The organism is Mesorhizobium sp. M0174, assembly GCF_040322275.1.
Lineage (GTDB): Bacteria > Pseudomonadota > Alphaproteobacteria > Rhizobiales > Rhizobiaceae > Mesorhizobium.
Window position 1 is genome coordinate 657,394 of record NZ_JAMYTB010000001.1, and the last position, 12,768, is coordinate 670,161.

A 12,768-nucleotide genomic window follows, 5' to 3' on the forward strand; every position below is an offset into this window, starting at 1 on the left:
ACTCATAGTGTTTGGCCTGCTTCCCAATCGGCGAATGCGAGGTGGTTCGGCGACTGCCAGCGGCCAAGCAATACCTCGCAGCTGTTTGGCGCGCCAATCGGCCGCCAAATTGAGGAATGGCGTAGCATGCTCGACAGATTGAACCCGAGAACGCGCACCGCCTCGTCATTGGTGGGCTGCGTCAGCGCGGCGATATAGCCCCGCCATTGCCAGTCTTTAGGTTCGCCTGGCGCGGACTGATGCCAGTCATTGTTCCCACCATTAGTTTTGTTGCGCCCGTAACGATTCAATCCGACGGCAGGGTGCAATTGCTGCTCACGCGGATCTATCGGCTGGAAGATGCCCGAGAGCCCGCCTTTTGATCCACCTTTTAGGGTCTCGAAGTTAGAAAGTATAAAGGTCGCGAAATGATGGCGAGGCAACTCGCCGCCTTGTGCCGCGCGGCAGAAGGCGTCGCGAAATTCTAGGTGCCATTCCCGCGGACGCGGCTGAGTCGTCGGCGGCCCATATTCGACTTGGGGCGTGTGAGTCGGGACTGACACCACGTCGATATGATCAGGTGGGTTGGCGAATGGTGACTCAGCGGCGTTCACTGCAACAAGTGGCGTGGGTGTGGCGCGGTCAGTCGGAAGGTTAAGGGCATCCGAGCAGATCAATGGTTGGATAGTAACGGACAGGTAACGCTTGTCGACGGGCAACAGCGTCACTAGCGAAAGTAGGTTAGCCTCCTCCATCATCCTCTCGGGAAGCGGACTAAACTCGTACTGTGAACGCACCAGTTTCGGGTGGATACAGATACGTAGGTGCTCATCCACGTCTAGCGTGAACAGGCAGCCCAGATTGAAATTGAGATTTACCGGCTGGTTCTCGAACCACGAAATAAACGGCGCGAGATCCTGCGGCACAATGGCCGGGATGGAGAGCAGCGCCTTGAGGAGTGACGTGATCTCTGCGTTCGAGAAGAGGTGACGCTTATCGTCGCCGTCTGGTCGAAGTCCAACATGAATACAGCCCAACGTGCTAACCTGGCTGATCGACCGCAGTACCGATAGCAAGGCCTTCGCCGGGGCGAACGCTTCGGGGAAAGTAGCCAGGTCGAAGGGCGTACCCGCTTGGAAGCTGGTCTTGGTATAGCCGTCCATCGCACGTGGCGTGGGATTTATAAGTTCGGTTATTACTTGCTCGAAGATGTCGCCATGAACGGCAGGTGCATAAACACTGGGCTCGACGACTCGAACGACGAAACTGCGACGATCTCGCAACACCTTCCATACTAAGTGATTGCTCAGCAGCTTGGATGAAGAGTTATTCGCGGTCAGAAATAGTCCTCAGTTTTCACGAGCAAGATTTTGAAGTGCTGGGCTATAGTCCCGAGCGAAGATGCCATCCTGCAGACCGGTTGCGCAAGCCGTGCGCAATTATCAAGCGTGGAAAAGCGGTTCTTTCGTATGTTTCCAACCGCGCTCGTCTGGGGTCGGCAGGCCGTTTTCAGGACCCCTTCGTGCCCTGCGGGGTGGTTGGCCCGTCAGCCCTATCGAGTTCGTCGTTCAACTGTGCGGAAGGAGATCGATGCTCAACCGAAGCGTTGCTGCGTTCCCATAGGGGCCCCTCATAACGGAAGGATCGATAGGGCGTTTTTCGACCTCAGCGGCTTAAAGCTGCCTGTCTGCAGACGGCCCAAAGCCGGTCATCAGATAGTTCTACAATCGGCCATCGACCGGGTTTCCTGGAAGCTTTTCGAACTTTCTGCCTTGCGCCTCCAGCTGAATTTCGCGCGCTCATGAAGGAAGTTGGCGACCCTGGACATGCAGTGATGCAAGCATGATCGAACCGCTTATTCGGGGGTTCGAGTCGGGACACCGCTACAAGCGTTCCCCACAGCGAACAAACTGGGAAAAAATTCGTGGGGACCGATCGGATCGGGAGGCTGCTACAGTCATAATCCACACTCTGAATCCGTTCCCTTCGCGTATCGGGCAGCATCCTAGTCCATGTGCGCCTCACGCGGATGTCCAAACAAAATGAAGGTACTCAGCACTTCGGCCGAACCACCTAACCGCCCGGCTTCATCACCCAGTTTAGAGAAACTTGTATTTGTCCGCTTCGTCTCGCATTCTTTGGAGAGCAATTTCGTTATGTGCAAACCGGAACGCCTTCTCATATTCCTGACCGTTCGCTAACGCGCGATAGAATGCCCGTGAAAACGCGATTGCCGCGTCATCATTGATCGACCCGTCGCAACCGATAACGCATTTCACGTGTGCTTTGACCGCCTTCGCAACGTCCTCGGAATAGCAGGCGCTAAGTACCACGCATTCGATCGAGTCCGAATGCAGGCTCACAAGGTCGGCGATTGCGTTAGCGTCAACGGGAGCGGCGTTGCCGAGCCGATCTTCGAAGTAAAGGACGCCCGTCTCGCCATGGCCGCTAAAATGTAGAATCTGAGGCTTTTCGTTGAATAACGCATCTTGGATTTGATCAATGCGCACAGCCCATTCGTTCGCGACAGTGACGACGACCTTCCGGTTTTCGACCGCGCGCAACTTTTCTTTAAGGTCGCGGGCCTCCTCATCGAGGCGAAGGGGATTGGCGTCCTTTGGAGCGGCCGACAAAATGAGAACCTTTAGCGCCCGGTCTTCAGGCTTCGACTGCTGCCTGAGAATGCTCACAAATTCGTCCTCCCCACCAAAAAGATCAAAAGTCCCGTGACGCAAGTCCTGCAATTTGAGTTTGCGGTAAAGCGGCTTGCCTTCCGCACCCAATAGAAGGTGCTCCCGTAGCAGGGGGTCGGATTCAAAGAGCTTCAACGCTTCCTCTTCATAGAGGACGCAGGCGTTCGAGAACCTTGCGAAATGTTGAGCGAGAAGCTTTCGGACGTAGACGACCGATTCTTGCTTCGACCAGTCGAGAGTTATGCCTTCCAGTCCGTCATAATAGACGGCCAGAAGCCCCTTGGCTAAGCCCTCTCGCGCGTCGGGGTGCGGCAAATATGGCCCGTCCAAAATGATCGAATGACGCTTGTCATGATCTTTCTCTCTCATTGCGACCAACTGCATCACTTTGGACTGTACATTTGGCGCGAGTGCATCGATGGGGTGAGTTTTAACGCCAAGATCGCTTATGCCCAGCTTGTGATTTTCAATGATCGCCCACACTGAGTATTGCATGACGATGTTGTCCGGGTATCCACCCAGAGCCTTAATGATCCGTCCGTTATTGTGCTTGGGATGAAAGAGATTATCGATGTCTCTGTTTAGCCCGACCGTGATTAATGCAAGCTTCAACACCTCCTTGTCGGCTTTGTCGATGTCTATGCGGATTCCTGACAAATCGAGCAATTTGGGATTTGTGTTTTGGAGCGCGGCAAGCGTTCGTAGCGACGGATCGCAGTTTTTGAAGATATCAATTTCCTCGACCTTACCTGCATACATGCTGGCCAGGGCGGCAATACCCGCAGCAGTGATTTCTGGATCGCCCTCATAGTGCTTTAGAGCGAGCTTGATGGGGTTGTCGGAAAAGGTCCTTCGTCCAACTTGCGCCAGTGCATTCAGGCTCCATCTCACAACCTTCGGGTCTTGGTTGCTCTGTACCAGTAACCCGTCAATGGTTGTCTCAACCGCATTCAAACTCTCGGCGTTGAAGCGGAAACCGCCGCGATAGAGGCGTGATACTTCTTGCAGCGCCTTTTTTCGCCGGCGCGCGTCGCCGTGGTCCAGTTCGAACCTTATGAAAGCCGTCTGCTGATTGCTGACTACGGGGCTTAGCGCCATGAAAAGGGCTGCGGACCAAGAGGGCTATGGACAAAGTGTTTCTAAGGCTGCGCGAGACCACGGTTCAAAATCGTCTGTGTTGTTGGTTCGCAAAGAAAGATCAAGCCAGCTTACATCATTCAAAGACAAGCGCCGAGTCGTCGGCTCGAACCAGTCAGGACATTTCCACTCCATTATTAGCAGTATTATGGGCTTCGGCATCTCTTCATCGATCTTGAGGACATGGGTGGATGAAGGAAGCTCGATTTGCCCATCGCTTGTAAATGCCCGGAGAGAAAGATCAAGGTCTGTCAAGAGGGCGTCAAGTGCTCCTTCGGCGGCTCCATAGTCGCCCTCTGAAAACAGCGTGTGGTCTTGAAATCCTACGATGCCGGGGAAGCCAATCGTCCTTCGATTCGCAAACTGGTCACGGTCATCACGGTATCGACCCACTCTATAGGACAGGACTTTATGCGCGCGCCTCACGAGCGAAAATGACCATACGATCGCGTAGTCGTCTCCTACGCTCTTCGGGTCTACATACTTCAACGCGTCCTGTTCCTCGGCATCCTTAACCAGATCGTGCCAGTTCTGGAACTGATGGAAACGACGGGAGAAAATGTACCGGCGGGAAAGCGCCAGACTCGGCTTATTGAGGAGATCGCGAGTTCGTCGTCGTGCCGGAAAAGCCCGCTTATATTTCTCAGGCACTGCCGGATCGGACATCAGTTCCGAAAGAAAGAATACCCCCGGCTCGGTGCGATAGAACAGACTGGTGTGGCGGCTGTATAGAATTTCCTCACTTAGCCGTGCCTGTAGGGTTTTGTATTGCGTCTTACCATAAAGGTGTTCTGGGACGATGCCGGCCCGATACGCCGCGCCAATGATCGCCCGCGCGCTCATAGGTCGCTTGGACGCTCTTAGAACCTTCACGGCGATGTCGAGGTACGAGTCCAATTGGTGTGCGCAATTTGCTGTTCATGGGTGTTAAAGTGAGGCTATCATATGAGGCCGGGCGATGCGACGGGGCGTGATTTGATATCGTGCGGACACTTCCGTACTTCGGCCGCGTTGTCCGGTCCATGGACAGCCTGCTTCCTAACAGCGGCGCAAGCATTGGCTATGGCGTGCCGTCAGAGCAAAACATGTCGGACTGCATGAGCACTTAGAAGCGGTTAGAGAATTTGCCATCGCGCGGGACGCGATACTAACCAATCTTCTAGCCGGATACCTAACTAATTTGTTCAAGCCATCGCGTCGCATTTTGCAAGGGACCGACGCGGAATCCGTTGGCAGCGTTGAAATGGTCGCATCGGGCTAGGGAAATTTTAGTACCTCGCAGGATGATAGCAGAATAATTCCTAAGCAACGCCTTGCAGAATGCGATATAGATCAGATTGCCACTTGGTAATGACCAAGCGTTTCTACTCGTTGTGAGACGTTTCTAACTCTTTCTCGACAACGGCACGAAAATCTGTCATACACAAGCCGTGAAAATACTCAGCCAACGGCGCGACGTGACTGCTCCGCAGATCGTCGCGCCTGTTTTCACCTGACGCCTGGCGTTTGACTTTGACTGATGCCGGTGTTTTCGACTGAGTATATTTTCACACCTCCGAAAACATGCGGTTTTTCCAACGCAGTGCGTAAGCACCGCGCGCGATCGTTCGCGTGCGCTTTCGGAGTAGTTTTCTATGTCTGAGTCCAACCCTTCGGCCGAACGTTTCATCAATGACGCATTTCACCAGGTTCTTCGCCGGCATCTCGGCGAGTTCGATGTCTCGCCGGACAATCGTGCAGCGCTGATTAGCAGCAAAGCTGCAACCCCTAACAAGGTCGGCGGCATCTGCATCCGCCTTTCCGGCCCTCGTGAGATGTCGGAATTGGACGACTTGGAAAACCTGTTGGCCCCGTCATTTATGATCGAGGGACCGGAGGAATACCACCTCGTCTACCTATTCGAGGCTCATGATCAGAAGTGGGTGATCAATACTTGGCTTGCCGGCCTTGATCGTGAAAAACTTCCCCTTGCCATGTTTCCGCCGAACGATCTCGGTCGTGCGCTTTTTGAGCGTTGGCAAAAGAAATGCCCAGACGTTATTTCGCTCAGATTTCCACTTCCCGTGGCCTTGTTTCGGCTGGAGCCGAGTGACCAGCACACGCTGGAGCAGAAAGGAGAACTGACCATCTATTCGATGGAGCAGATGGAGAGCCTCGTTTCCAAGCATCTGGGGGACAGGTAATGTCCAAGAAGCAAACTTCGGCCGAAATCACGGCCGCCATCGAACAACCATCCGCATCAATCCATCCACTCAAGCCTGCCCGGATCGCGCTCCAGTTGCTCGCGATGCTGGGTGAGTGGGCATCCGGTTCCGGTGAGCACGGTGCACTCGATTCTGCGCAATCGTCTCTACACCGGATTGTTTCAATGGAACGGCAAGTTGCATCAAGTTGCAACAAGGCAAGCACAAGCCGCTGGTGTCGATCGAGTTGTGGGAGCGGGTGCAAGGCGTTCTGACGGGCCGACATGCGACGCCTATCCATTCCGACGGCTATGAATTTGCCTTGTGGGCCTGATGACCTGTGCCAGATGCGGCTGCGCGGTAGTGGCCGAGATCAAGAAGGGCAAATACATTTATTACCACTGCACCGGTCACAGCGACAAAGGCCGCGGTGGTTATGCCGGGTGCCGCCGCAAATACGTCCGCGAGGAGGTCCTCGAAGAAACCTTTGGCGCCTTGCTGGACAAACTCCATTTCGATGAGGAAATGCTGGATTGGGTCCGCGACGCGCTCAAGGCCAGCCACGCGGACGAGCGGAAGGAGCAGGAACAGGCGATCCTGCGATGCCAGAAGGAATACAAGCGCCTCGAGGATCGGCTACAGGCAATGTACCTGGACAAGCTCGACGGACGCATCGACAGCGCCTTCTACGATCGAATGTCAGCGCAGTGGCGGGTCGAGCAGACGCGCTTACTCCGTGAGATCGAGCGGCATGGCGAGGCCGAGGAATCATACATGGAGGATGGCGTGCGCTTGCTGGAGTTGGCGCGCAACGCCCGCCAATTGTTCGGCCGGCAGGCACCTGGTGAGAAGAAACGGCTGCTGCTGTCGAACTGCGTGGGAAGACGGCGAGGTCCGCGCTGTCTTTAGACAACCGTTTGATTTGCTTGCCGAAACGACTGCGGCGCTATCGACGGGCCAGTCCCGAGGGATTGTCACGAAACCTGGATTCGAGCCAGGACTAACGGAGGCAGAGACGGATCTATCCGTTGTTTTTGCTAGGAAATGCAGCCGTGTTGCAGCCGTGTTGCAGCCTTCGTTAGGAAAGCAGTCGAGCCTCGATCTCAGCGACTGCCGTCTGATCGGCGGCGTCATCTTCGAAAAGGTGGCCATAAGTGTCGAACGTCACCCTGATCGAGCTGTGTCCCATATCGTCTGTACACGCTTCGGCGAGAGCTTCTGTTGGATGAAGAGGCTCGCCGCCGCATGACGCAGCGCATGAAAATTGTACTTGGCGATTTTCATTGGAGCACCGTCAGCATCGCGCCTGACGGGGTGAAAACTAAATAGCCCAGCACCAACGAGGAGGGGCGTCCAGACGCGCGCAAGAATGTTGTGGTGGTCGAGCGGCATTCCTTCGTCGGACGCAAAGACATTCACTGCTGGTCTATGTCGCGTCCTAATGATGCCATCTGCCTGGTTGGTGCTGTTTAGCACCCGCGTCGGCCTAGGGCTTCGCGCGATCGACGACAATACGGCCGCCGTTGACACCACTGGCATTTCGCGACCTGTCTGCGCTATCGTGCGGCATCTTCACCGGCGTTCTGACGGGCAAGGCCGGCGCGTAGCTGTCGCTCGCCCAGAATGCCGGCTTGTCGTGAAGGATATGACCGCCAGCAAGGGTTCCATCGCGCTGGCAGCGTCATCGTCGCCAAATGGAAACCGGTGCCGGCGAGGTTCGCGTGTCTGGCGGCGAAGGTCGCCATGACCCGGAGGTGAAGCCGGCGAGGCGCTTGCGCTGGTCCATGCGTAATCGCGCCGCGCCGTGCATGCGATTGCATCTCTCGTCCCGTTGCGCTGCTGAGGCCTCTTCTGTCAGGCGGTCTAGGTTTCGCGCTTCGGGCCTAGCAGGAACACTGTCAGGGCGGCGAGGAACGTGGCAATAGCACTGTAGGCAATGCCACTGGTAATCCCGGCATTGTCCACCAATAGTCCGCCGAAAATGGCGCCGGCTGCGATTGCCACTTGGAACGCTACGACCATCAGCACACCGGCGCTTTCGACCTGCTCGGGAGGGGCGCCCCGCACCATCCACGTCTGCAATCCCACCGGCACCGCGCCGAAGGCCAAGCCCCACGCGGCAACCGCAAGCGCCGAGGCCGAGGCCGATGCTCCCGCCGTCAGCAGCGAGACAGCGGCTATCGCTATGAGCAGCGGTGCCAGGGCCGCGACTGCCTTGAGACTGTACTCGGCCAGAAGCCCGCCGGCTAAATTGCCGAAAAAGCCGCCGATGCCAAAAGCAAGCAACACTAGCGAGATCGTCTCGACATCGAGCGCGGGAACCTTCTCGAGGAAGGCGCGGATATAGGTGAAGCCGGCGAAGTGGCCGGAAGCGACCAGCAAGACCACCAAAAGCGCGACCTTGATCATCGGATTCTTGGCCACATGCAGCAGGCTGCGGAAGCTAACCACTCCAACCGGAGGCAGCCTCGGAATGGTTATGAGTTGCACCAGCAGTGTAGCGGCGCCGACGACTGCGGCGAGCATGAAGGCGCTTCGCCATCCCCAGATATCGCCGACATAGGCGCCGATTGGAGCTGCGCAAACGGTAGCGACGGAAACGCCGGTGAGGATGATCGACATGGCGCGCGGCAGGAGGTGGCTTGGAACGAGCCGCATCGCCAGTGCTGCCGACACCGACCAGAAGCCTCCGAGCGCAATGCCGAGCACGACGCGTGCAGTCAGGAGAACCGCCAGCGACCACGCGCCGGCCGCCAGAACGTCCGACAGTATCAGCAGCAGCGTCATCGCCCACATGACGATCCTGCGGTCCAGGCGCTTTGTGATGATGGCCACCGTCGGCGCCGAGATCGCCCCGACGATAGCGGTCGCCGTCATCGCCTGTCCAGCCGCACCCTCGGTGATACCGAGATCATGCGCGAGCGGCGTGAGCAGGCTGACAGGCAGAAACTCTGCCGTCACCAGCCCGAAGATGCCCAAGGAAAGCGAAATTACCGCACCCCATGCGGGACCAGACGGTTGGTCGGGCCTTTCTGGGTCGTGCAGAACAGCGTCCACGACGCCTGCCGCGGATTGGGTCATGAACGAAGTCTCCACTTTGGATGCCCTGCAACATGATGTTGGCTGCCTTGACCCAAATTAAAAACACAAGCGCCTTTCCCGGCGGCGTTGCACGGAGGAGGGGATGTTCATTGCCTCGCGATATTTTGTGACGGTGCGGCGCGCAACATCGATGCCGGTTTCCTTCAGCCGAACAGCGATGTCATCGTCGGAAAGCACGTCCCCGTGAGATTCTGCGGCAATTATCGCTTTGATCCGATGGCGGACAGCTTCGGCGGAGTGCGCATCGCCGCCTTGGCAGGACGCGATCGCGACGGTGAAAAAATACTTCAGTTCAAAGACTCCGCGCGGGGTAAGCATGTACTTGTTCGAGGTCACCCGGCTTACCGTCGACTCGTGCACGCCGATCGCGTCAGCGACGGTTCTGAGATTGAGAGGCCGCAGGTGGGCGACGCCATGTTCCAAAAAGGCATCCTGCTGGCGCACGATTTCAGCCGCAACCTTAACAATCGTCTTGGCGCGCTGATCGAGGCTGCGGATTAGCCAGTTCGCGTTTTGCAAGCATTCGTTGAGAAATGCTTGATCTTTCGAATTTTGGACAGTTTGACGCGACACTTCGGCATAGTAGGTTTGGTTGATCAGCAGCTTGGGCAGTGTGGCCGGATCAAGTTCGATCTGCCACCCGCCTTCCGGCGAGGGCGTGACCCAGACGTCGGGTATGATTGATTCAGACGCACCGGATTGGAATCGGTTTCCAGGCTTGGGATCGAGCGCCCGAATCTCATGCATCATGTCGAGAAGGTCGTCTTCATCGACGCCGCAATGCTGCTTCAGTGCCTGAAAATCGCGTCGCGCAAGCATTTCAAGATTGGCAACCAAAGCTGCCATTGCCGGGTCGAACCGGTCTCGCTGGCGCAACTGGATTTCAAGGCATTCTCCGAGAGTTCGGGCGAAAATTCCCGGTGGGTCAAAGTGCTGCAAGGTTCCGAGAACCCGTTCCACATCAGCCTCCCGGACATTCAGGCTCTCGGCCAGCTCCAAAAGGTTTGCCCGAAGATAGCCAGTGTCTTCCAGATCGGCGGCAAGCTGGCCAGCGATCAGCCGCTCCTGTGGTGTGAACCCAGTGAGGGCGATCTGACGAGCGACATGGTCGTGCAATGTCTCGGCGAGGCTGGCAAACTCGTCGAGGGAAGGGCCATTACCCGGCGGGTTGTTGGTCGTGTTGCGAAGTGATTTCCATTGCCCGAGCCGTTCAGGCGACCCGGCCCCGGTCGGTCCGTCAACGGCGTTTGCGCGTGGGCCGACAGGCTGATCCGCTCCCGAAATCGAAACATCGCCAAAAGGCCCGCCATCGTTTGACGCAGATTCCAAGAGCGGGTTCTTCTCGATTTCCCGCTCCACGAACTGATGCAGTTCAGTATGCGCCAGTTGCAGCAAGCGAATCGACTCAATGAGTTGAGGCGATGCGACCATGGATTGCTTCTGGCGCTGAAGCAGGCTTGCTGAGGATTGCATGGTGAGCGCGATAATCCTGTCGAGGAGCCTCTTGGGGCGGGCAATGGCACCAGTGAGACGTTTTCTAGGTCATGCGGCGGCTTTCAGCGTTTCGAGAACGTTTTGCGGGGATGAGACGCCATAGGGGTCGGCCTCGCAGTTGTCGGAGAAACCTTCCTCCTCGAACCACTGCTCCACCACGCCATTGTTGATCAGGGCGGCGTAGCGCCAGGAGCGCATCCCGAAGCCGAGATTGTCCTTGGCGACCAGCATGCCCATCTTGCGTGTGAACTCGCCTGAGCCATCGGGGATGAGCTCGACCTTCTGCAGGCCCAAGGACTTCCCCCACGCATTCATGACGAAGGCATCGTTGACGGAGACGCAGTAAATCGCGTCAATTCCCTCCTTCTCAAACTCATCATAGAGCTCTTCGAACTTGGGCAGTTGGTAGGTCGAGCAGGTCGGAGTGAAGGCGCCAGGCAGCGAAAACAGGATGACGCGCTTGCCGACAAAGTAGTCGTCAGATGTCTTTTCTTCCCAGCGATATGGATTTGGGCCCTGGACTGACTGATCGCGAACACGCGTGAGAAAGGTGACGAAGGGAACTTTCTTTTGAACGGTCATCAACTTGCTCCTGAGGAAAAAACTGGCGCGCTGGATTCCGGCAGAGGCTGGCGCAATACCGAGCAAAGGCTCGTATGCCGGGCATGAAATGAGGCCCTCGCGGCTCGCACCCTCCTTTTTCCATCCCGATGTAGGGGAACGTCTTGGCTGCTGGTCTTCGTCACCAGAACGTCATCGATCTGAGCGAGTGGAGGCTGTCGAGCCGCTTGGGCAATCTTTCCACGGCTATGGCGCCGGAAGCGGCATCGATCGCTCGCGCTCGTGCCCGCGAAAAAGTGATAGCGGGCCCGAAGTAGCCAATATCCGAAGCGTATGGAGGCCTCAATGTGACTTCACGCAAGAGACCCGCGTTACTGAGCTGGTTCGGCGTATTGTCGACATTTGCCAGTGACCCGCCGACCTTGGCTTCGGTGGCTCTTTGATGGGGCTCTTGGGCACTCACATGCTGATCAGAACCGGTAGACGGCAATCGCGCGAGCGCCATGTGTTGGCGTGCCGCCATCGGACCAGCCGTGCGCAAAGCGGCTGCCGAGCACGGACCACCGGAGGAGACGATGTCCCGATGTTCAGCGGGAACGGGCACCGTCTCCTCAGGCCACGGTCTAGAGCTTCGTGTGTCGGGCATGGCGCAAGTCGCTTTCATCGTGGTTTGGTGGGCTCTAACCAGGAGCAGCAAGCGGCGTGCCATTTCAAATAGAGATGCTTTTGGACCGCCCCCTTTGTCTCGGAGCCGTGTCTTGGCCGAGATCAGGCGCGCGCTATAACTGCCTCGTCACCACACTTGACGATGGTGCTGTATGGTGCCGAGGTTCGGCGCTTCCGCACCGGCTAGGCAAAGACGAACCGGAAGCCGAGCCGATGCACTATCTCCCACCGGCGGGCACTGCAGCGATTGCGTAGCGTGTGCCGCTAGCGTGTTCTTGCGTGCGCAGGCACGGCTATCGCGAACACGCGCCTGTCGCAGCAACCATGAGCGTGCGCTCTCCGGCAAGCGCCCTGATTCCGTGAGGATCGAATTCTCCAAGCGTGTCCCATTCGCAACCCTCTTATGTTCGAAACTGGACCAGAATGTCGCAAGCCCGACCGAAAGGTGGCCGAGGCGTACTATCCGACACTGTTCTGTCGCCTTTGTTGGCCCGCGACACCGGCCTATTTCGCCGAGCTCTTGTCTGGCCTCAGCCTAAACCGATGAAAAGCAATCACAATTTTTTTCTTCTGCTGGGTCGGCCAAATTGGCACGAGTTTTGAAGCGCCTTCGTTGCAGGCCGGGAGCCGCCGACCGACTTTCATTTCGTGGATGACACCGCGATTGATGGAACGAAGAAAGAAAAGCAAAATGTCAAATCCGCGTCGGATAGCGTCTATCAGGAGGGGGCCCTCGGCGAAACCGCCCTACCAAACAGCGCGCTGCCCTTGTCGACCCTTGCGCAGGAAATCTTGGCCGGCGGCGAGTCAAAGTCCCACCACACCGACTTTATCCTGACCTCGAAGGTGCAGGATAACGTTCTGCATCTCGCCGCCGGTGTGCCTAGACAGTTAAGCGTTAGCCGATCCTGATAATCGGTCTGCCTTCGGACGACGTCGTCTACATGCCGTCT

General features: G+C 57.0%; 9 protein-coding genes. 3 read left to right on the forward strand and 6 right to left on the reverse strand.

Annotation, left to right across the window (positions count from 1 at the left end):
- Positions 1-2: 2 nt before the first annotated feature.
- The 3 genes from NKJ13_RS03250 to NKJ13_RS03260 form a co-directional block, all read right to left on the reverse strand.
- Positions 3-1,142, reverse strand: a complete 1,140-nt coding sequence (locus tag NKJ13_RS03250) for a hypothetical protein (RefSeq protein ID WP_352777082.1) — start codon at positions 1,140-1,142, stop codon at positions 3-5.
- A 936-nt stretch (positions 1,143-2,078) separates the two neighbouring features.
- Positions 2,079-3,770 (reverse strand): CHAT domain-containing protein, encoded by a 1,692-nt coding sequence (locus NKJ13_RS03255; protein ID WP_352777084.1) that lies wholly within the window; start codon positions 3,768-3,770, stop codon positions 2,079-2,081.
- Positions 3,771-3,794: 24 nt separating this feature from the next.
- On the reverse strand, positions 3,795-4,706 hold the full coding sequence (locus NKJ13_RS03260) for an HTH domain-containing protein (RefSeq protein WP_352777086.1): 912 nt from the start codon (positions 4,704-4,706) through the stop codon (positions 3,795-3,797).
- A 737-nt stretch (positions 4,707-5,443) separates the two neighbouring features.
- Between NKJ13_RS03260 and NKJ13_RS03265 the strand changes: the two genes are divergently transcribed.
- Positions 5,444-5,992 carry a hypothetical protein gene (locus tag NKJ13_RS03265; protein WP_352777087.1) on the forward strand — a complete coding sequence of 183 codons (549 nt, stop codon included), beginning with the start codon at positions 5,444-5,446 and terminating at the stop codon, positions 5,990-5,992.
- 363 nt (positions 5,993-6,355) lie between these two features.
- Positions 6,356-6,901, forward strand: coding sequence for a recombinase zinc ribbon domain-containing protein (locus NKJ13_RS03270; protein WP_352777089.1), 546 nt, complete (start codon positions 6,356-6,358; stop codon positions 6,899-6,901).
- A 954-nt stretch (positions 6,902-7,855) separates the two neighbouring features.
- On the opposite strand, the gene NKJ13_RS03280 is transcribed toward NKJ13_RS03270, so the two are convergent.
- The 3 genes from NKJ13_RS03280 to NKJ13_RS03290 all read right to left on the reverse strand — a co-directional run bounded on the left by NKJ13_RS03280 (position 7,856) and on the right by NKJ13_RS03290 (position 11,170).
- Positions 7,856-9,073 carry an MFS transporter gene (locus NKJ13_RS03280; RefSeq protein ID WP_352777091.1) on the reverse strand — a complete coding sequence of 406 codons (1,218 nt, stop codon included), beginning with the start codon at positions 9,071-9,073 and terminating at the stop codon, positions 7,856-7,858.
- Positions 9,074-9,130: 57 nt separating this feature from the next.
- Entirely contained in the window at positions 9,131-10,567 is a 1,437-nt protein-coding gene (gene rpoN, locus NKJ13_RS03285) for an RNA polymerase factor sigma-54 (protein WP_352777092.1), read from the reverse strand.
- Between the two features lie 69 nt (positions 10,568-10,636).
- Entirely contained in the window at positions 10,637-11,170 is a 534-nt protein-coding gene (locus NKJ13_RS03290; protein ID WP_352777094.1) for a peroxiredoxin, read from the reverse strand.
- Between the two features lie 1,293 nt (positions 11,171-12,463).
- On the opposite strand from NKJ13_RS03290, the gene NKJ13_RS03295 reads away from it, so the two are divergent.
- Positions 12,464-12,727, forward strand: coding sequence for a hypothetical protein (locus NKJ13_RS03295; RefSeq protein ID WP_352777096.1), 264 nt, complete (start codon positions 12,464-12,466; stop codon positions 12,725-12,727).
- The last annotated feature ends 41 nt before the right edge of the window (positions 12,728-12,768 follow it).

Coding starts and splice junctions, on each gene's coding strand:
- NKJ13_RS03250 (WP_352777082.1), bottom strand. CDS start 1,142: ATGGACGGCTATACCAAGACCAGCTTCCAAGCGGGTACGCCCTTCGAC.
- NKJ13_RS03255 (WP_352777084.1), bottom strand. CDS start 3,770: ATGGCGCTAAGCCCCGTAGTCAGCAATCAGCAGACGGCTTTCATAAGG.
- NKJ13_RS03265 (WP_352777087.1), top strand. CDS start 5,444: ATGTCTGAGTCCAACCCTTCGGCCGAACGTTTCATCAATGACGCATTT.
- NKJ13_RS03280 (WP_352777091.1), bottom strand. CDS start 9,073: ATGACCCAATCCGCGGCAGGCGTCGTGGACGCTGTTCTGCACGACCCA.
- rpoN (WP_352777092.1), bottom strand. CDS start 10,567: ATGCAATCCTCAGCAAGCCTGCTTCAGCGCCAGAAGCAATCCATGGTC.
- NKJ13_RS03290 (WP_352777094.1), bottom strand. CDS start 11,170: ATGACCGTTCAAAAGAAAGTTCCCTTCGTCACCTTTCTCACGCGTGTT.